Annotated in this window: 20 protein-coding genes, 1 other RNA gene and 7 pseudogenes; 15 read left to right on the top strand and 13 right to left on the bottom strand. The window is 55.6% G+C overall.

What is annotated here, in order from left to right; genetic code table 11:
* Positions 1–80: 80 nt before the first annotated feature.
* On the top strand, positions 81–401 hold the full coding sequence (locus N7E01_RS03280; protein ID WP_289174610.1) for a hypothetical protein: 321 nt from the start codon (positions 81–83) through the stop codon (positions 399–401).
* 368 nt (positions 402–769) lie between these two features.
* Here the strand turns inward: N7E01_RS03280 and N7E01_RS03285 are convergent.
* The 4 genes and pseudogenes from N7E01_RS03285 to N7E01_RS18320 form a co-directional block, all read right to left on the bottom strand.
* Positions 770–1,236, bottom strand: a pseudogene (locus N7E01_RS03285) (peptide-methionine (S)-S-oxide reductase).
* Positions 1,221–1,376 carry a hypothetical protein gene (locus N7E01_RS03290; protein ID WP_289174611.1) on the bottom strand — a complete coding sequence of 52 codons (156 nt, stop codon included), beginning with the start codon at positions 1,374–1,376 and terminating at the stop codon, positions 1,221–1,223. Before N7E01_RS03290 ends, N7E01_RS03285 begins: the two are co-directional and overlap by 16 nt.
* A 78-nt stretch (positions 1,377–1,454) precedes the next feature.
* On the bottom strand, positions 1,455–1,619 hold the full coding sequence (locus N7E01_RS18315) for a c-type cytochrome (protein ID WP_350495058.1): 165 nt from the start codon (positions 1,617–1,619) through the stop codon (positions 1,455–1,457).
* A gap of 74 nt (positions 1,620–1,693) precedes the next feature.
* Positions 1,694–1,876: pseudogene (locus tag N7E01_RS18320) on the bottom strand (c-type cytochrome); the annotation flags it as partial.
* 104 nt (positions 1,877–1,980) lie between these two features.
* Between N7E01_RS18320 and lgt the strand changes: the two are divergent.
* A pseudogene (gene lgt, locus N7E01_RS03300) lies at positions 1,981–2,777 on the top strand (prolipoprotein diacylglyceryl transferase).
* On the opposite strand, the gene N7E01_RS03305 reads toward lgt, so the two are convergent.
* The 4 genes from N7E01_RS03305 to N7E01_RS03320 form a co-directional block, all read right to left on the bottom strand.
* On the bottom strand, positions 2,724–3,485 hold the full coding sequence (locus N7E01_RS03305; RefSeq protein ID WP_289174612.1) for an SIMPL domain-containing protein: 762 nt from the start codon (positions 3,483–3,485) through the stop codon (positions 2,724–2,726). The pseudogene lgt and the gene N7E01_RS03305 sit on opposite strands and share 54 nt — an antisense overlap.
* Positions 3,486–3,531: 46 nt before the next feature.
* A non-coding RNA gene (gene ssrS / locus N7E01_RS03310) (6S RNA) lies at positions 3,532–3,713 on the bottom strand.
* Positions 3,714–3,771: 58 nt separating this feature from the next.
* The gene (locus N7E01_RS03315; RefSeq protein WP_289174613.1) at positions 3,772–4,092 is read right to left on the bottom strand and encodes a cell division protein ZapA; all 321 of its coding nucleotides are present in this window, start codon (positions 4,090–4,092) and stop codon (positions 3,772–3,774) included.
* A gap of 6 nt (positions 4,093–4,098) precedes the next feature.
* Positions 4,099–4,569: a hypothetical protein gene (locus N7E01_RS03320; protein WP_289174614.1), complete on the bottom strand. Its 471-nt coding sequence runs from the start codon at positions 4,567–4,569 to the stop codon at positions 4,099–4,101.
* A gap of 118 nt (positions 4,570–4,687) precedes the next feature.
* Between N7E01_RS03320 and N7E01_RS03325 the strand changes: the two genes are divergently transcribed.
* The gene (locus N7E01_RS03325; protein ID WP_289174615.1) at positions 4,688–5,599 is read left to right on the top strand and encodes an NAD(P)-dependent oxidoreductase; all 912 of its coding nucleotides are present in this window, start codon (positions 4,688–4,690) and stop codon (positions 5,597–5,599) included.
* 6 nt (positions 5,600–5,605) lie between these two features.
* On the opposite strand, the pseudogene N7E01_RS03330 reads toward N7E01_RS03325, so the two are convergent.
* A pseudogene (locus N7E01_RS03330) lies at positions 5,606–6,218 on the bottom strand (RNA pyrophosphohydrolase).
* A gap of 65 nt (positions 6,219–6,283) precedes the next feature.
* Here N7E01_RS03330 and N7E01_RS03335 point away from each other — a divergent pair.
* The 4 genes and pseudogenes from N7E01_RS03335 to tolR all read left to right on the top strand — a co-directional run bounded on the left by N7E01_RS03335 (position 6,284) and on the right by tolR (position 9,564).
* Positions 6,284–8,023, top strand: a pseudogene (locus N7E01_RS03335) (proline--tRNA ligase).
* A 10-nt stretch (positions 8,024–8,033) separates the two neighbouring features.
* Complete coding sequence (gene ybgC / locus N7E01_RS03340) at positions 8,034–8,438, top strand: tol-pal system-associated acyl-CoA thioesterase (RefSeq protein WP_289174616.1); 405 nt, start codon at positions 8,034–8,036, stop codon at positions 8,436–8,438.
* A gap of 2 nt (positions 8,439–8,440) precedes the next feature.
* The gene (tolQ, locus tag N7E01_RS03345; RefSeq protein WP_289174617.1) at positions 8,441–9,115 is read left to right on the top strand and encodes a protein TolQ; all 675 of its coding nucleotides are present in this window, start codon (positions 8,441–8,443) and stop codon (positions 9,113–9,115) included.
* The gene (gene tolR, locus N7E01_RS03350; RefSeq protein WP_289174618.1) at positions 9,115–9,564 is read left to right on the top strand and encodes a protein TolR; all 450 of its coding nucleotides are present in this window, start codon (positions 9,115–9,117) and stop codon (positions 9,562–9,564) included. Before tolQ ends, tolR begins: the two co-directional genes overlap by 1 nt.
* A gap of 462 nt (positions 9,565–10,026) precedes the next feature.
* On the opposite strand, the gene N7E01_RS03355 is transcribed toward tolR, so the two are convergent.
* Positions 10,027–10,398, bottom strand: a complete 372-nt coding sequence (locus tag N7E01_RS03355) for a hypothetical protein (protein WP_289174619.1) — start codon at positions 10,396–10,398, stop codon at positions 10,027–10,029.
* A gap of 117 nt (positions 10,399–10,515) precedes the next feature.
* On the opposite strand from N7E01_RS03355, the gene N7E01_RS03360 reads away from it, so the two are divergent.
* From N7E01_RS03360 to N7E01_RS03380, 5 genes and pseudogenes are all read left to right on the top strand, one after another.
* A complete protein-coding gene (locus tag N7E01_RS03360; RefSeq protein ID WP_289174620.1) occupies positions 10,516–10,773 on the top strand; it encodes a TonB family protein in 258 nt (85 codons plus the stop codon).
* A gap of 24 nt (positions 10,774–10,797) precedes the next feature.
* A pseudogene (gene tolB / locus N7E01_RS03365) lies at positions 10,798–12,104 on the top strand (Tol-Pal system beta propeller repeat protein TolB).
* Positions 12,105–12,153: 49 nt separating this feature from the next.
* Positions 12,154–12,651, top strand: a complete 498-nt coding sequence (gene pal / locus N7E01_RS03370; RefSeq protein WP_289174621.1) for a peptidoglycan-associated lipoprotein Pal — start codon at positions 12,154–12,156, stop codon at positions 12,649–12,651.
* Positions 12,652–12,772: 121 nt separating this feature from the next.
* On the top strand, positions 12,773–13,411 hold the full coding sequence (gene ybgF / locus N7E01_RS03375) for a tol-pal system protein YbgF (protein ID WP_434089573.1): 639 nt from the start codon (positions 12,773–12,775) through the stop codon (positions 13,409–13,411).
* Positions 13,412–13,414: 3 nt separating this feature from the next.
* On the top strand, positions 13,415–14,230 hold the full coding sequence (locus tag N7E01_RS03380) for an alpha/beta fold hydrolase (protein WP_289174623.1): 816 nt from the start codon (positions 13,415–13,417) through the stop codon (positions 14,228–14,230).
* Between the two features lie 62 nt (positions 14,231–14,292).
* Here the strand turns inward: N7E01_RS03380 and N7E01_RS03385 are convergent, their stop codons facing one another.
* Entirely contained in the window at positions 14,293–14,700 is a 408-nt protein-coding gene (locus N7E01_RS03385) for a copper chaperone PCu(A)C (RefSeq protein ID WP_289174624.1), read from the bottom strand.
* A gap of 26 nt (positions 14,701–14,726) precedes the next feature.
* Positions 14,727–15,074, bottom strand: a complete 348-nt coding sequence (locus N7E01_RS03390; protein WP_289174625.1) for a hypothetical protein — start codon at positions 15,072–15,074, stop codon at positions 14,727–14,729.
* Between the two features lie 18 nt (positions 15,075–15,092).
* On the opposite strand from N7E01_RS03390, the pseudogene N7E01_RS03395 reads away from it, so the two are divergent.
* The 3 genes and pseudogenes from N7E01_RS03395 (at position 15,093) to epsC (ending at position 18,459) form a co-directional block, all read left to right on the top strand.
* Positions 15,093–17,080: pseudogene (locus tag N7E01_RS03395) on the top strand (methyl-accepting chemotaxis protein).
* Between the two features lie 200 nt (positions 17,081–17,280).
* Complete coding sequence (locus N7E01_RS03400) at positions 17,281–17,523, top strand: DUF2061 domain-containing protein (protein WP_289174626.1); 243 nt, start codon at positions 17,281–17,283, stop codon at positions 17,521–17,523.
* Positions 17,524–17,532: 9 nt separating this feature from the next.
* A complete protein-coding gene (gene epsC / locus N7E01_RS03405) occupies positions 17,533–18,459 on the top strand; it encodes a serine O-acetyltransferase EpsC (RefSeq protein ID WP_289174627.1) in 927 nt (308 codons plus the stop codon).
* An 8-nt stretch (positions 18,460–18,467) separates the two neighbouring features.
* Here epsC and N7E01_RS03410 read toward each other — a convergent pair whose 3' ends face one another.
* Positions 18,468–19,241: a TorF family putative porin gene (locus N7E01_RS03410; protein ID WP_289174628.1), complete on the bottom strand. Its 774-nt coding sequence runs from the start codon at positions 19,239–19,241 to the stop codon at positions 18,468–18,470.
* Between the last annotated feature and the right edge of the window lie 15 nt (positions 19,242–19,256).

A 19,256-nucleotide genomic window follows, 5' to 3' on the forward strand; every position in this document is an offset into this window, starting at 1 on the left:
GCCTTGCTGCGTTTCATTGATCTGTTTGATCAGCGAAGAAACGAGATTATGAACCAGTTTTTTATCGCTGTCAACTCGTTTTGAAGATTTTTTCAAAAATTTTTAAAAACCTAAAAACTTTCGAAACCTCAAAACCCGCTGACCACGCCGCTGAACCTGACACCCAAACCATTCTGAACCCAGAACCGCCTGAACCGGCCAACTGCGCTGCGACGAAAAACCACACTGTATCGTCCCGCTTCGCTTTACTTCACAACGCCATTAGAACACATTTGCCTGACGTTAATTTGTTTGAAACAAACGCGTTTAACAAACCTGAACTACCCGGTAAACCGGACTTCGTTTCGACCCGCTTAAGGGTTAACCCGAAGGTGTTGTGCTGCAAAGAGGCCGAACTATAGCACGAGTTTTTTACGCCGTGCAAGTCATAACGCAAAAATAATCAAAAATTATGAAAATAATTCTAAAACCGCCCTGCACCAAGGTCAGGACCTGAGACTTTAGTACTGCGTGCACTATCTATCAAGATTGATACAAGCGCCCTTTCAGGCTTATACAGGCACCTTCCTAGTCGAGCACCCTATTTACAAACACCTTCTTATTCAGGCAGCTTCATTTACAGGCCCCGTCTTACGCATCAAAAAGCTTTCCGTACAGTTGCAGCTTTTATAGAGAGATCATGGATTTTCACCAAACCCATGACTTTTCCCATAGGGTGACAGTACGGCTTCAGCCCAGGGCAGGTTCTGTAAACGTAGCAGTGATGTGCCTATAGAGAACGAAGCAGATCTGCATAGTATTTTCGTAATTTTGCCAACTTGGGCGCAATCACAAATTGACAGTAGCCCTGATAAGGATTGCGGGCGTAATAGTTGTGATGATATGTCTCAGCGACCCAAAAATGCGCGGAAGGCAACAAATGAGTGACAACCGTCTGTCCCAACTGCTGCTGGACTTCAGCCATGACATGCTCTGCGACCTGGCGCTGGACCTCTGATTGCCAAAAAATAGCCGATGCATACTGGGGCCCGATGTCGTTACCCTGCTGATCAGGCGTAGTAGGGTCGTGCGTTGCAAAAAAACGCGCAAGATTGTTTCGTAAGTAATGAGCGCTGGATCAAACGTCACTCGCACGACTTCGATATGCCCAGTATTTTTTTCGCAGACGGCTTCATACGAAGGGTTATCGACATGCCCACCGGTATAGCCCGGCTCTACATTCAGAACACCCTGCAATGACTGAAAGACTGATTCGGTGCACCAAAAACACCCCCACCCAGAACGGCTTGCTCTTGAAGACCTGTATTCGCTTGTTCTTGAACGCCGGTATTTACAGGCCCACTTTCCGACGTATGGTTGTTAACTGACTGACTCATGATGTGCTCCGACACTGGCCGACCCAACCGCCACAACATTGATCGACCGTTAAAGTAATGACCGGTTAACCCAAAAAGCTATTGGGCCGTAGAAGCCGCGTTAACCACAGAAGCGGGGCCAGGGGACTGACCGGGCAACGCTAACGCCGCCCCGACCTTGGCATCAACATCGGTCGCCAAGGCCAGAACCCACGCCGCCAGTTGTTCGGCATCTTCTTCAGACACATGGGACTGCGCGGGCATGGGCACCGCCCCCAACTCCCACGTGAACCGCCTCTGATTTTCGTTGCCAGATAGGGCACTGTCGCCGCACTGCCGTTGTAACGCTTGGCGATGACGTCGAAATCCGGGCCCAATCGCTTGCGCCCTTCGGCGGAGTCGACCCGATGGCAGCTGATGCAGTTATTGGCTTGCGCCAACTCGAGGCCCACGGTTTGTGCGATAACGCCCTGCGAGAAGACAACCAGCCCTGTCGCAAGGGCTGCAATGCGAAAATACATGCTAAACCTGAAAAAAACGATTACTTCCAAACAGTTAACTCAACGCGTTAACGGTATCATCCAACAGTTTCAAAAAAACACCACGGAATAAAAGGCGGTTTTCCATGCTTGTTCATCCACAGTTCGACCCTGTAGCCCTTCAAATCGGGCCCATTGCAATTCATTGGTATGGCTTGATGTACCTGGCTGGTTTTGCCCTTGTATGGCTGGCCGGACGCTGGCGCATCAACAACAGCAAAACCGACCTGACCCTGCGCGATCTTGAGGATATTATCTTCTATGGCGTTATCGGCGTCATTGCCGGTGGCCGCCTCGGGTACGTTTTATTCTACAAACCTGCCGAATACCTGCAGAACCCCATGGAAATTTTCTACCTGTGGCAAGGCGGAATGTCATTTCATGGCGGATTGGTCGGGGTCATCATTGTGCTGTTGGTGCTGGCACATCAAAAAAGAAAACACTGCTTGAATTGGGGGACTTTATCGCACCCATGATACCGCTCGGTCTGGCCACCGGTCGTTTGGGCAATTTCATCAATGCCGAGCTTTGGGGACGCCCGACCGACCTGCCCTGGGGGATGATATTCCCGACCCTGGGTGACGGGCTGGCGCGACATCCTTCCCAGCTTTACGAAATGGCACTTGAGGGTATCGTGCTGTTTGCCCTGGTGTGGTTGTTCGCGCGCAAACCCCGCGCAACCGGACAAGTTAGTGCGGTCTTTCTGATCGGCTACGGCTTGTTCCGTTTCCTGGTTGAATATACACGCGAACCCGATGCGTTTCTGGGACCAGTGCTCGGCTCATTGACCATGGGGCAACTGCTTTCGCTGCCCATGATCGCGATAGGACTACTCATTTACTTTCGGGCAACAAATACACCGACCCACGCACAGAAACCGTAATGTTTTCAGAGCCCCCTTCAAGCGGGGGCTGGTTTTTTCAGCCGCGCCAGCCAGCATCATGCGAGGCATCGGCGCATAATCGGCACCACCGCCATCCAACGCCAGCTCTTTAATGCGAAACCCATGATAACCAAAGGCTTTTGCTGTTGATTGCGCACGTTGAACAAACGCTTTTGCGGCTTGATCAAGCAACGCGGCCTCTGTCGCCTCACGAGCTGCCGTTGATACAAAGAAATACAGGTTGCTGATACCCATTCGATCTGACAGCTGCCCTGCCAGCACAGAGGCCACGCTGAAATCAGAAGACTCAATCAGAATATCTGCACGCCCCTGCCAGCCTTTGATTTTTCCGTCGTCAGCATGCACGGGCCACACACGATAGTTACCCGATGAGGCCTTGACTCGCCCCTCGGCACGCGCCTGTTTCAGGACGCTTTCCAGCACACGATCAAGATTTGCACTGACCTTTTCACGACTGGCGTCATCGACCTGGGTGCTGAGTGTGACGCGAACCGTATCCTGCTCAACCTGCGATGTTGCCGAAGCAGAAAGCGTTGCAATGGGCGACTGGGTGAGCAACGGATAAGCTGTTTCAGCAACGGGCGACTGGCCCTGGGCTGACACAGGCACCACCCCGAAAACGCCAAACACGCCGATAACAGCCGCCGCCAATAAATTACGACGTGCTTTAAAAAAGGCTATCTGCATAACAGGCTCCAGAAAAAAGGCCCGCCAATGGGCGGGCCTGCGAGATAAATGCCCCGCCTGTGCCGTCAAGACCGGCATCCTGGAACCGAGGGTTCAAGGTGGTCGCTTTCAGTCAAACTTCGGGATCATCAGTTAAGATGTTCACTCCGGCCTGTCAATCGGGCAACCTAATGCCATAAGCATTGGTTCAAGAAATGTAAGGTCAAGTCACGAACACTGCAGGGACAACGGGTTGGGCCAAAACTGACAACGTATGAAAAACGCTGCCGGAACAGCCCGAATTCTTTTACAACAAACTGCCCGTGGCAGTTGCTTCGGGCAAAACGAGATCAAGCTGACGATGCATGTTTTCAAGACGCTGCCTGAATTCACCGACAGCAACCTGCCCAAGCGGACCATCAGGGGAACGCATGGCGAGAAATTCTGCGGCAATCTGGATTGCAGCCATTACCGCGATACGTTCATTGCCGGTAATTTTACCAGAGCCTTTGATACCCAGCATGCGTTGGTCAACCAGTCTGACTGCGGCCAATAACGCTTCTTTTTCAGAAGATTCGCAGGCCATCGAGTAATCGCGACCCAAAATAGAAACATCTACACGTTCCATGACTGATTACTCCTGGGAGGCACCCGGCAAGCGGATGAGAACAGCATCAATACGTTGACACGCCGCCTCGGCAACCTGACGCAAGCGAGACGATTCGGACTGGCTGGCAAGAAGACGCTGACGGGCAGTCTCGTGCTCGGCATGCTGGCGCTCGATTTGTTCTTTCAGGTGAGCCACTTCAGTGGCCGCCGCAGCCCGCAAACGGACTTCGGTTTGCTCGGACTGCTGACGCAACTGCTGCAAGGCAGCTTCGGATTGCGCACGCAAGGCGTCCATTTCGACACGATGCCGGGTGGCCTGGGCCGCGACATCTTTGTATTCGGACTCTTGTTGCACAAGCTGCTCGAGCAATGCGTCACGCTCTTGTTCAACCAAGGCAACACGCTGGGCGAGCGCATCGTGCCTGGACTGGAGCTGGCGGGCCAGCTCGACAAGCTGCCCCACCCGGGCTTCTAAAAATTCTAGGTCTTGCAACATGGCAATATGGTAAGCCGCAGGCGCTTTCGATGAAAGAGGCCCACAACAGGGTTTGATGGAATCGTTAGAATAACCGATATTGACCCGCCATCGACACAAATACGCGAAGGAGCCAGACATGTCTGCAGCGATTGCCGCTCGTCACTACGAACCGGTACCACGCCGAAAAATTGCCTTTATCGGGCTGGGCGTCATGGGGTATCCCATGGCCGCACATCTGGCACGGGCAGGTCACAATGTAACGGTATACAACCGGACATCCGACAAGGCATCGCGCTGGGTCAACGAGTTTGGTCACGCCCTGGCAGATACACCCAAAGCTGCCGCACACAATGCCGATTTCGTTTTCAGCTGTGTCGGCAATGACGACGATTTACGTAGTGTGGTCCTGGGAGACAACGGCGCATTTGCCGGGATGCCGGCAGGCGCAGTCTACGTCGACCACACCACGACATCTGCTGAAGTTGCACGCGAGCTGTCCGATACCGCCAAGCGTTGCGGGCTGAGTTTCATTGATGCGCCTGTGTCCGGGGGACAGGCTGGCGCTGTAAACGGTGCACTGACGATCATGTGCGGCGGATCAGCTTCTGACTTTGAAGCGTCGGCACCGGTGATGGGCGCCTATGCGCGTGCTGTGACCCATATGGGCAACAGCGGAGCCGGACAACTGTGCAAAATGGTGAACCAGATCTGCGTTGCCGGCGTGCTGCAAGGGCTGGCCGAAGCAATTGCCTTCGGACAGACGGCAGGGCTGGATATCGATAACGTCTTGTCAGTCATCAGCAAAGGCGCTGCGCAAAGCTGGCAAATGGAACATCGGGGACACACCATGAGCAAACAAGAGTTCGACTTCGGCTTCGCTGTTGACTGGATGCGTAAAGACCTGGGCCTGGTACTGGATGAAGCTCGACGTAACGGCGCCAGCCTGCCAACGACAGCCCTGATTGACCAGTTTTACGCCGAAGTACAGAAAATGGGTGGCGGGCGCTGGGACACGTCGAGCCTTATCGCCCGCTTCCAGCGCCCCTGACACCCGTCAGACCAAACTTCGAATATTGGCGTTGTCGCTGCCTGTGTCGATGTGTTCGGGGTCTGTGGCTTGCAACCCGGTTGCGGCAGGATTACAAACGGTTCGGGCAACGCCCTGCCGCTGACGTAAAAACCGGCGATCGACACCTCGCCGGAATAAAATGCCCGCCAGTTCGTTCAGCGCCTGGGTGTAGACGTCTCTTTTGAACTCGATGACAGCATCGAGAGGAACCCAATAGTGACTCCAGCGCCAGGCATCGAACTCGGGGTGACGTGTTGCCCGAAGGCAAACATCAGAATCGCGGCCAACCAAACGCAACAAAAACCAGATTTGCTTTTGCCCCTTGTACACCCCTGGAATCGCGCCGAATGAATTCATTCGGCACGTTGTAACGTAACCAATTACGTGTGCGCCCCAATATGCGGACATGCTCTGGTAACAAACCCACTTCTTCACGAAGCTCGCGGTACATGGCCTGTACCGGACTTTCACCGTACTTGATACCACCCTGCGGAAATTGCCAGGAATGCTCGCGAATGCGTTTACCCCAAAATACCTCGTTTTTTTGATTAACGAGGATAATGCCGACATTAGGACGGTAGCCTTCACGGTCTAACATAGGCCACCTCAATAACGAATTTAATACAATTACTCCGATTATACGTATCTGCAGAGATCCTCACCATGCGCGCATCCAAGTACCACCTCAACACCCTGAAAGAAGCCCCCACCGAAGCCGAAGTCATCAGCCATCAGTTAATGACACGGGCCGGCATGATCCGCAAGCTGGCGGGCGGCATTTACACCTACATGCCTCTGGGCCTTCGGGTTCTGAAAAAATTGAAGCCATCATTCGTGAAGAAATGGATCGTGCCGGCGCCGTCGAGCTATTGATGCCCATGGTGCAACCGGCTGAGCTCTGGGATGAATCGGGACGACTGTCGGAATACGGCCCTGAACTGCTGCGCATCAAAGACCGCCACCAGCGCGACTTCGTACTGCAACCGACCTCTGAAGAAGTGGTGACCGATATCGCCCGGAACGAGATCCATAGCTGGCGTCAATTACCCGTGAATTTCTATCATATCCAGACCAAATTCCGGGACGAGCGTCGCCCGCGCTTTGGCCTGATGCGCGGGCGTGAATTCACCATGAAAGACGCCTATTCTTTCGACCGGGACGAAGCGAGCGCACAAGCCAGCTACGACAACATGTACGATGCGTACATGAGAATTTTCAACCGGCTGGGTCTGGTTTTTCGGGCTGTTGCCGCAGACACCGGGTCTATTGGCGGGTCACGCAGCCACGAGTTTCAGGTCATCGCGAACACCGGTGAAGACCTGATCGTGTACAACCCCGATTCGCAATACGCAGCCAACATCGAACTGGCCGAAGCACCCTGCCTGATCGCAAGCCGGTCGCCCGCCTCCAGGGCAATGACCAAGGTCGCCACGCCCGACATGACCAAATGCGAAGACGTGGTGACCCTGATGGGTCGTCCGCTGACCGATGCCGTCAAGTCAATCGTTCTGGCTACCGAACCCGCTGAAGACAAGCCTGCCCGAATTTTCGTCTTGCTGATCCGTGCCGACCATGAACTGAATGAAGTCAAGACAGGCAAACTGCCCGGCCTGGACCAAGGTTACCGTTTCGCCACAGACGATGAGATCCGCTCGACATTCGGCTGCTCACCGGGCTACCTGGGCCCGGTCGGCACCAAAAAGATGTCACTGTCATTGCCGACACCACCGTTGCCAATATGCATGATTTCATTTGCGGCGCCAACGAAGATGGCTTCCACCTCGATGGCGTCAACTGGGGACGAGACCTGGCTGAAGCGCAGGTTGCAGACCTTCGCAATGTTGTCGCAGGCGACCCCGACCCGAATGGCGGCACACTGGCAATCCAGCGCGGCATTGAGGTTGGCCACGTCTTTTTCCTGGGCGACAAGTATTCAAAAGCCCTGAACGCTACATTCCTGGAAACCGACGGCAAACCGGCCATCATGCAAATGGGTTGTTACGGCATTGGCGTCAGCCGCATTGCTGCAGCCGCCATCGAACAAAACCATGACGAGCGAGGGATTATCTGGCCCGTGGGCATCGCCCCTTCCAGGTGGTCATTTGCCCCATGGGATGGACCAAAAGTGAAACGGTTCGCAACACCGCTGAACAAGTGTATCAAGACTTGCTTTCACAGGGCGTTGACGTCATTATCGACGACCGCGACATTCGTCCGGGTGTGATGTTTGCGGAATGGGAACTTATTGGCGTTCCGTTGCGTCTCACCATTGGCGATCGCGGCCTGAAAGAAGGCATTATCGAGTACCAGGACCGCCGGCAAACTGAAGCCGAAAAAATAAAGGTTGAAGACGCCTCAGCCTACGTTCTGGAACAGTTAAAATCGCGCACCCCAACCCCTTGATTCAAACAACGTGCACTCAACGTTAGCCGTTCGCGTTTATTACGAAGACACCGACGCTGGTGGCGTTGTCTTTTACGCCAACTATCTCAAGTTCTTCGAGCGTGGCCGTACCGAGTGGTTGCGAAATCTTGGCGTTGACCAGTCCGATCTGGCCACACGTGAACGGCGGATTTTCGTTGTGAAGCAACTCGACACCCGATACATCAAGCCAGCACGGCTTGATGACTTGCTGACGATTCACAGCGAAATCACCCGTCTGGGGCGGGCGTCAATCGACTTCTTTCAATACGCAACCCTTGACGGACAACGCCTGTGCGAGGGGAACATCCAGATCTGTTGCGTGGACGCTGAAACACTGCGCCCCGCAGCACTACCTCACGAACTTAAATCATTATTGGAAAAGGTTCAGGAATAACCATGCAGCCCTCAAGCGACCTGTCTATCGTCTCGCTCATTCTTGATGCCAGTATCCCGGTACAGATTGTCATGCTCATTCTGGTGGGCATCTCCGTTTTGTCCTGGACGTACATTTTCAGCAAGCGCTCTGCACTGAAACGGGCACATGAACAAACCCGCCTTTTTGAAGATGACTTCTGGGCGGGCGGCGATCTGACAGCCTTGCAAAAATCGGTATCTGCAAGCCCCGCCGACTATGGCGCGCTGGCTCGCATCTTTGACGCAGGCATGACTGAGTTCATCAAGGCACGACGTGTCAGTGGCAGCGGCGATGCCCTGCTGGATGGTCCACGCAGAGCCATGCGAGCAACCTACCAGCGCGAAATGGACAGCCTGGAGTCACATTTGAACTTTTTGGCCTCGGCCGGGTCTGTCAGCCCATACATTGGGCTTCTTGGCACAGTTTGGGGCATCATGCACGCCTTTCTCGGGCTGTCGGGCATGCAACAAGCCACGTTGGCCGCCGTCGCCCCCGGGATTGCCGAAGCCCTGATCGCTACCGCCATCGGCCTGTTCGCGGCGATCCCCGCAGTTGTCGCGTATAACCGCTACACCAACGAGATCGACCGTCTGTCAATCCGGTTCGACAGTTTCATTGACGAGTTCCTTAATATTCTGCAACGCCAGGTGCGCTGATGCCTTCAAATCGCAGTCACTCGGGGCGCTCAGGGCGCAAGCTCAAGAACGAAATCAACGTAGTGCCCTACATCGACGTCATGCTCGTTCTGCTGGTTATCTTCATGGTGACCGCGCCCATGATTACCCCAGGCCTCATCGAGCTTCCTACCGTTGGTCAGGCCGCCGAAGTCCCTGCTCAACCGCTCGAGGTTCAAATCGATGAAAAAGGCGCTCTTTCCTTGCGCTCGCGCAGTGCCGGCTCTGAGTTTGAACCCGTGGCGCCTGACGCACTGATCGACACAGTACGCGCACGCATTACTGTCGAGACGCCGGTCGTCATCGCCGCCGATGGCAAAGTGCCCTACGAGAAAGTCATGGAAATCATGGACAAGTTACGTAGCAGCGGCATCACCCGTCTGGGCCTTCTGGTTGACCAGAGCGGCACCAGCGACATCTCACGCAAATGACAGCACACTCATGATGAAGTGGTTTGGGTCCCGGTCAGTGCACCAATCGCCAGAACAGCTCGACGAGCGTCGCGGTTTCATTTTCGCCATTTCAGCGCACTTGGCACTGGTACTTGTCTTGCTGGTCGGCATGTTGACATCCGCGCCACGTACGCCCGCGCCGGTACAGGTCGAGCTGTGGGCCGATGGCGTTTCCCCGAACGCGGTCCAAGAGCCGCAAGAAGAGGCCTCTGTCGAAGACGCTCCCGAACCCGCACCTGTTCCCGAACCGACACCCGAACCCGAGAGAACTCCCGCTCCCGAACCTGAACCTGAGCCCTTACCTGCTCCGGAACCACCTCCGGCACCCGAGCCACCGGCTCCTGTAGCACCGGCTCCCTCACCCGAACCACAGCCGCAAATCGATCCCGAGATTGCGCTTGAAAAGCACGCCTCGAGAAAGAAGAGCAGCAACGTCGAGAATTACTGGCCCGCCAGGAAGCCGAACGCAAAGTCAAGGAAGAGGCCGCCAAGAAGGCGGCTGCCGAGAAGAAAGCCAAAGAAGAGGCTGAACGCAAAGCGAAAGAAGAGGCCGATCGTAAGGCCAAAGAGCAGGCGGAACGCAAAGCGAAAGAAGACGCTGAGCGCAAAGCCGCAGAACAAAAAGCCAAGGAAGAAGCACAACGCAAGGCGAAAGAAGAAGCCGCACGTAAGGCGGCTGAGCAAAAGCAAAAGAAGACGCTGAACGCAAAGCCAAAGAAGAGGCTGCGAAAAAGCCGCTGCCGAGAAGAAAGCCAAGGAAGACGCGGCCAAAAAGGCCGCTGCAGAGAAAAAGGCCAAAGAAGATGCAGCCAAACGCGATGCCATCCGTCAGGCCATGCGTGGTGATGCACTGGGCGCAGCCGGCATTCCGGGGGTACGGCAGATCGCAATCAGGCCGGTGGCGGCGGCAACGACAGCGGGTATGGCGCCTTGGTCAGGGCCTGCGTCAAACCCCGCGTCACCTACCCGATACCGCCCCGGGCGGGGGCCAACCCAACGGTTCAATTCCGCGTTATGCTCACCCCTGAAGGTCGCGTACGTGAGGTCGAAATCCGCCGCTCATCAGGCATTCAGGGCTTCGACCGCGCCGTTGAAAACGGCGTGCGTGGTTGCGACCCATTCCCAAGGCCGCCTTCGGGCAAGTATCCGCCGTATATCGACGGTTACTACTATATGTATGATCAATAGCACGACCCACAGGAGATAGTCGAAATGACTCGTGTCACCTTCGCAAACACTGTCGCAAGGAGCTTCCGGCGATTACAGGCGTGCGGACTGGCTTTACTCGCCAGCCTGACCCTGGCCGCACCGGCTGGCGCACAACTTCGCGTCGATATTTCAGGTGTTGGCGCCACGCAGTATCCGATTGCCGTTGCCAATTTCCAGGGCAGTCCACAAGGCCAGAACGTCGCGGAAGTCATCCGGGCCGACCTGACGCGTTCGGGACAATTCAGCCTGATCAATGCAACCGGTGCCTCGATGGGCGCAGACAGCCCACTCGCTCACGACGAATGGCGTACCCGGGGTGCCGACTTCATGGCATACGGTTCCATCACAGAGGCCGGCGGACAGTACACCGTAACGTACCGCCTTGCCGACACCGTCCGTAAAACCGAACTTGATGGTGTCGCCTTTGCCGGCAACGAGCGTGAATTGCGCCGTATTGCGCACCGTATTGCCGACCGTATCTATGAAAAGATCACTGGCGTTCGTGGCGTTTTTCAACACGACTGGCCTATGTCGTGCAAAAAGGCGACGTCTATGAGTTACAAATTGCAGACGCCGACGGCCAGAACCCGCAGGTCATGCTGCGCTCGAAACACTCCATCATTTCACCCGCCTGGTCACCCGACGGTAAGAAGCTGGCCTACGTCAGCTTTGAGCTTGGGAAACCTGTTGTCTATGTCCAGACGCTGGCAACCGGACAACGCCTGCCGCTGGCCAATTTCAAGGGTAACAATAGTGCGCCGGCCTGGTCGCCCGCCGGAAACCAGCTGGCCATCGCCTTGTCGCGTGACGGCATCTCGCAAATCTATATCATCAATGATGACGGATCGGGTTTACGCCGGGTCATGCGTTCGCCACTGATTGACACCGAACCACACTTTTCGGCAGATGGCGCGTCTATCGTATTTACGAGTGATCGCAGTGGCAACCCGCAAATCTACCGCGTACCGGTTGCCGGTGGTGAGGCACGTCGTATAACTTTTAACGGAAGTTACAACATCTCACCAGCGCTGTCGCCCGACGATGGCAGTTTGGTGTACGTTACCCGTAGAGACGGTGCTTACCGTATTGCACTGCAAAATATGACGACAGGTGCGGAACAGCTGCTGACCGCCGGTCCTGACGACCAATCGCCCAGTTTCGCTCCAAACGGCATGCAGGTGCTATACAGCGCCGTCCAGGGTGGCCGGGGCGTTCTTGCTGTTGTTTCAATTGATGGCCGGGTTCGACAAACGCTTTCCACGCTCGATGGCAAAGTCCGCGAACCGACCTGGGGCCCGTTTACCGAATAGTTTTTCCCAACCCATTTTTCAGTGTGATGCTTTTTCTAAAGGAACTTAAATGAGCTCGCGCATTACCAAGACATTAAGTGTTGCTGCCCTGACTGCCGCTCTGGCAGCTTGCAGCTCTGTACCGCTAGACCAGCAGGCCGGTAGTGGTACCGGCACTGGTACCGGTGGCACAACCGGTATGGTCATGGATCCGTTCAACCCGCAAAGCCCGCTGGCCCAGCAACGCTCGGTGTACTTCGAGTTTGACAGCTACACCGTACCTGAGCAGTACCGCAGCGTTGTTGAGATGCACTCGTCATACCTGACCAGCAACAGCCAGCAGCGCATTCGCATTGAAGGTAACGCCGACGCCCGCGGCGGTGCGGAATACAACCTGGCCCTGGGTCAGCGTCGTTCCGACGCGGTAGCCCGCATGATGACTTTGATGGGTGTTCGCCCCGACCAGATCGAAACCATCAGCTTTGGTAAAGAGCGTCCAAAAGCGCTTGGCAATACCGAAGCCGACTACGCCGAAAACCGTCGCGCAGACATCAACTACCAGCGTTGATTTTTTGGCATAATCTGCTGTGCCTGAACGCCGTGGCGGGTCACCGCTGCGGCGTTTTCATTTGAATGGGATTCCGTATGAAAGCAACTGCACCCTGCTGCGCCGCCTTGCCCTGCCCGCCATGCTGATGGCCACACTGACCGCTGCGGCCCCGGCCCAGGCCTTCGCCGACGACGAGGCTCGTCGTGCCATCCTGGAATTACGCGAGCAAGTTCGCAACCTGACCGAACAAAATCGCCAGGCGCGCCTGCTGCTGGCCGACCAGCTTGACACACTGCGCAGCGAAGTGACCAACATGCGAGGTGAAATCGAACGGATGCGTTTCGAACTTGATCTCAAGAATGGCAACACGCTGGGGCAAAATGCTGCCACACAGGTCAGCAACCCGCAAGAACAAATGGCCTTCAACGCCCCCATGGCGAAATTCCGTGAAGGCAAATACAAAGAAGCCGCCGATGGTTTCCGGACGTTCCTGACCCAATACCCCGGCAGTGAACTCGCCGCCGAAGCCGGTTTCTACCAGGGCAGCAGTCTGTACGCCGCAAAAGACTTCAAGGCCACCATTCCGGCACTGCAAACCTTGGTACAAAACCACCCCGACAGCGAACGCGCACCTGATGCCCTGCTGATCGTTGCCGCAGCGCAGATCGAACTCAATGACCTTGCAGGGGCAAAAACCAGTCTGCAATCCATTGTCAAAAACTATCCGCAAAGCAAAGCCGCCAGAACGGCGCAAGACCGCCTGACTCTGCTTCAGTAACCCATGCCGGCACTCGATTTACCCGAAAGTCTGTTCACACTCAATGACAGCACGTCACTGTCATTTTTGGACTATGGGTTTGGCCAAACCACACTGCTGGTACACGGTTCACTGTGCGACTACCGGTATTGGCGTTGGCAAATGGCGGCCCTGGGTGAATACGGCAAGATACTCGCCCCCAGCCTGCGGGGCTACTGGCCCAATGCGTCATTGACGTCTGCGCCCGACAAACGCTTCTCGGTCGGGCAGCACGCCGCAGACCTGATCGGACTGATCCAGGCAACACATCCGGACCAGCCGGTCAATGTGATTGGACATTCACGAGGCGCGCATGTGGCCCTGGAAATCGCCTTGCAGGCACCCGATGCCGTTCGGGCTCTGGTGCTGGCCGATCCGGGCATGAACCTTGCCGGTGTCGGTCATAACCGCGAGTTTCTGCTCAGGGCTGCCGAGGCTATTTCGCTCGGAAACGATGAAGACGGTCTGGCCACGTTTATTGACGCTGTCAGCGGCGCAGACACATGGCGGCGAATGACCGGCTGGTTCAAGAGCATGGTTCGCGATAACGCGCGCACGCTGTTGTCGCAAGCCCATGAAGCAGACGCAGACCACGACCCACAACCGTTTTCAGCCATCAAATGCCCGGTGCTGTTACTGGGCGGGCAACAAAGCCCGCCTCGCTACAGCCAGATCATGGACGTGCTGGAAAAACATATCGGGCAAGCCCGTCGTGATACGATTGCCATGGCTTCGCATGGCATGAACCTGGCAAACCCCAAGAGCTTCAACAGAAAAGTCCTGGAGTTTCTGAACAACTAGCGCCTACTGTCAAAAGTCCTGGAGTTTCTGGACAACTAGCGCCTGCTGTCGCGTGCCAGGGCCTAATGCCCCATATGCCCTTTACCGGGCATGTTACCCGCCGGCTTGACCTCGCAGCTGGCAACAACCTTTTCACCCGATTCAAGCGCCAGATCGACCTGGATTGTTTCACCGACCGTCACGTCGCGCCTGGGTTGCTCGAGCATAATGTGATAACCGCCCGGTTTGAACTCAAGCTGACCACCGGCAGGGACAGCAACCTTGTCAACCATGGCCATACGGCTCATGCCGTTTTCGTGACGGGTTTGATGCACCATCAGCATGCCGTAATCTTGCGGCGCAGCCGCAGCGACCAGGTTAACCGCGTTGGGCGAATCGTTCTTCAGAACAAAGTAACCCGCCGATGGCGCAGGCGCAGGCAACAGGCGAACCCAGCACCCTTGCGCCGAGACACCCTTTGCGACCGGCATTGACGTGGTATCGGTTGCGGGCGCGACTACACCCCTTGACCGTGATGATGACCATGATGAGCGGCCAAGGCTGCCCCGCTGCCCGTCAAGGCAATGACCGCAACCAACGCAGAAATTTTTGTGAACATTGAGTTGTTTCCTGTTGACATGAGATAACGCAAATACAGCGGCCAGTTTACCCTGCAGGCCTGACCCAATCTTTGACAGGCATCAGGCATTTTCAAGACCGGATCTTTAAAACAGGCTGACACCTGGCTTAACGGGGAAGCAACAACCAAGGAGCGTGCCAAATCAGGCTGCACTACTGCAAGCGCTACGAATAGAATAGTGGGCTTTATCAAAATCCGTGTCGGTTGTTCCGATACGGAAGACAACACATTTCCGGAGACAGCATGAGCAGGCCAAAAAACCTGAAAGTCAGAACAAAACTGATCGGTGGATTCCTGATCGTCGCCGCTATTGCAGCCATTATCGGTTTTATGGGCATGCAATCCATGCAGCGCATCAGCAGCATGACGGACCAGCTCTATGAAAACAAATTCGTCAGCGTTCGCCATGCAGCAGAGGCGGATCGCCAACTGGTGTCGGCGGGCCGTGCCCTTAGCCAGACCCTGCTCACGGCCACGGAAGACGACTATCGTTCCGAATACTTTTCAATCGACAACCATTTCGTTTCAGCCAAAATGGCACTGGATGACCTGGAACGAACGGTCATGACAGATGACAACAAGCGCTCGGTTCAACAAGCACGCAGCGCCGTCAATGCCTTCGAAAAATCCGCCAAGGACATTGTCCGTGAACAGCCCGCTGAAACCCTCGGACGCCTCGATACCACCGAGCGCATTTTCAAGGAAATGCGCCCGCTGGCCGACGAAGCGGAAGGCCTGATCAAACGAATTCTCTATGACCAGCAAGACCAGGCCCTGAAGGCAACCGAAGAAATACGTGGCATTTATCACAACGCCCTGGTCGTCATGGGTGGACTTACCGGTTTGGGCGTCTTGATGGCGATCGGGCTGGGCTTGCTGATTACACGGGGCTTCACGCGCCAACTCGGTGCTGAGCCTGACCAGGTGGCCCAGATTGCCGGCGCCATTGCCAAAGGCAAGCTCAACAACACCATCATGTCGCGCCACACCCCCAAAGACAGCATCATGCATGCCATGGCACAAATGCAAGATGCGCTGGGCAACGTCGTCATGCAGGTGCGCAACAGCAGTGAGCACATCGCTGCCGGATCGGGTCAAATTGCCGCAGGTAATACTGACCTTTCACAACGCACCGAACAGCAATCGGCCAACCTGACCCAAACGGCAGCCGCCATGGAAGAACTTGCCGGCACCGTTAAAAGTAATGCCGATGTCGCCCGCCAGGCCGCCCACATGGCATCCACTGCCAGCGCGGCAGCCGTACAGGGCGGTGAAGTCGTCAACAACGTCGTCAACACCATGCAGGAAATCAACGCGTCATCACGCAAGATTGTTGACATCATCTCGGTTATTGACAGCATCGCCTTCCAGACCAACATTCTGGCGCTGAACGCCGCCGTAGAAGCCGCCCGGGCAGGCGAACAAGGACGGGGGTTTGCAGTAGTGGCCAGTGAAGTACGGGGTTTGGCACAAAAAGTGCCTCTGCAGCAAAAGATATCAAGAACCTCATCGATTCCAGCGTACAAAAAGTTGACGCGGGCACGGCGCTGGTGGATGAGGCCGGGACAGCCATGAATGGCATCGTGACCCATGTAAAACAGGTTACAGACCTGATCAATGAAATCAGTGCCGCAACCCACGAGCAAACGCAGGGCATCAACCAGGTCAATGAAGCGGTGCTGCAGCTGAGTGATGTTACACAGCAAAACGCTTCGCTCGTCCAGCAATCCGCGTCAGCGGCTGACAGTCTGCGGCAGCAGGCTGGCCACCTGGTGGATATCGTCAGCGTCTTCGATGTCGGCCAAGGTTATATTGACGTCGCCGCACGTGAAATCAAAGGGCACGGTTCCGCGGCCCAGAGTGCCCAGCCCTCTGCTGCGCTGCCCTTATCGACCCCGGCTCAGCTGCCATCCGGCGGCACCAAGGCAACGCGGTCTACACCGGCAGCGCGCAAGGCCCAGCCCGATACAGCGGCAAATGCCATCGCAAGCAACGATGCCGGCAGCAAACCCTCTGGAAACGCAACACCCAAGTCCACCCGCACGTCGCCTCCGAAGCGAACAACGTCGCCAAAAGAAACGGCCACAGGCCGCAGCGGGTCACCGGCATCAAATCCAGGTGACACACCTTCACGCAGCCACACTGACGAGAAGCTGCTTCGCCCCGACCTGAGCCACTCAGCCAAACCCGCACGTAACACGGCAAAAGAAGACGACTGGGAAGAGTTTTAAGCCCCTGTCTTTTAAACGCCTGTCTTCGGCGCTCAGCGACCGGACTGGTGTGTATACACGCCAGCCCGGTCAGCCATCATGACTCAATACGGCCCCCCTGACCTGATAGCCCGCCGTTATTACATTGATAAAAACAATCAACTGGCCTCTTTAATTGATATTAATTATCATTTAACCAACTAGTCATCAGGAGCCAAGCCATGATTGTTCTCGAAAAAGCCAGCCAGGTCATGTTGCACACGGGTGTCGCTTTTGGCGTGACGTATGCCATGACGGGGTCTGCAATGACCGGAGGCCTTGCCGCCCTGGTTGAACCCGTCTGTAACGTTGCCTTGTTGCCGTTGCATGAAAAGGCGTGGCGCCACATCAAGGCACGCTGGCGCACGATTACCCCCGCCTTGCGGGCCAGTGTTAAGATTCCGGTCTGTTATTTGCGAGCGTAGTTATCCGAAATGGCGTCCTTCAATATCGACTCGATTGTTCAGTCTCTTAGTGATATCCGTACCGCATGGCGTACGTCTCAAGGCCGCTCACGCGAACCCGGCGGCAGGGAACTTCCCTCGCGTGAGGCTTTGGCCAGGGTCATGGACGCCCTGAAGTGCGCACTGTTTCCGATGCGGCTGGGCCCGACCGACTTGCGTCACGAAAGTGAAAACCATTATGTCGGGCATACCATTGACAGCGCCCTGCACACATTGCTGGAGCAAGCCCGGCTTGAAGTGCGTCACCAGCACCGGCACAACCCGCTGGATGGCACCGAGATCGAGGCCCGCGCATTTGCAGCGGTTTCAAACCTGGCCGAGCGTCTGCCCTACATTCGTACCATGCTCGACAGCGATGTGCTGGCCGCCTATCAGGGCGATCCGGCAGCGCAGTCAGTCGACGAAGTGCTGCTGTGCTATCCCGGTGTGCAAGCCATGATCAACCACCGCATTGCTCACGAACTTTATCTGAACAAGCTTCCGCTGCTGGCACGAATCATTGCTGAAATGGCGCACGCTGAAACAGGCATTGATATTCACCCCGGGGCGAGTATTGGCAAGAGCTTCTTTATCGATCACGGCACCGGTGTTGTCATTGGTGAAACCACCATCATTGGTGAACGGGTACGTATTTACCAGGCGGTTACGCTGGGTGCCAAAAGTTTTCCCACTGATGAAGATGGCTCTTTGCAAAAGGGTTTACCTCGACATCCGGTCGTCGAAGACGATGTTGTCATTTACGCAGGGGCCACCATACTGGGCCGGGTTACCTTGGGCAAGGGCTGCGTCATTGGCGGCAACGTCTGGCTGACCCAGAACGTGCCGGCCGGATGCGTCGTCACCCAGGCGCGCTCGCAAGACACGCCCAGGTCAAACTGCCCCGATTCAATCATCTGACCCGATGATCAAAAGGCCGCCGTCAGCGATAACAACGCGGCGGCCTTGCCCTGATAGCGACCCGTTGCTGTACTGGTATACACCGCCTTGTCGGCGTTCGTATCAATGTACATCAACGACGCCGTGAAGTTACCCCAGGTTTTACTGACCCCCAGCGACCAGTCTGTGTAGCTGCCATCTTTCACGTTTTTGACACGCTGATAGCCAACATGCGCATCCAGATTGAGGCCCCAGACACCTGTGGGCACACTGGCCGAAAGATCATAGTACTGACTGTTTTTGCTGTCGGCCCAACCAAACAGGTTGGTCACGGCATGTGAATACTTGAAACTGACGGGTCCGTAACCCAGCCCCAGATAGAGCTCGGTAGTATTGGGGCTGACAAACCCGCCCAGGTAATTGCCCGGATAGTAGTATTGCAGCACACCGACATCGAACGTGACATCACCCCACAACGGGCCGGTATACCCGGCATAAAAATCCATTTCAACGGGTGCCGAAACATTGTCGTCTGCGTCACCCAGCCAACTGATACTCGAGTTCCAGTTACCAATATAAAAACCGCTGGAATGCGTCAAATCAAATCCACCCTGAATCGCCGGCTTGTTATTGGTTTGCATCAGGCCCCGATAACGGTACTGACTGGCCAGCGTCATATTCGCACTGAACGAAAAATCAGATGCGGTCGTATCCGTTTGTGTTGTTTGCGCCATGGCCGGTGTGGCAACCACGGTAGCCAGCAGTGCACCGCACAACGCTTTATTAAAAAATGGGGACGACATGAATTGCTCCTTGTA

Origin of the sequence: Neopusillimonas aromaticivorans (assembly GCF_030344915.1) — a bacterium.
Lineage (GTDB): Bacteria > Pseudomonadota > Gammaproteobacteria > Burkholderiales > Burkholderiaceae_B > Neopusillimonas > Neopusillimonas aromaticivorans.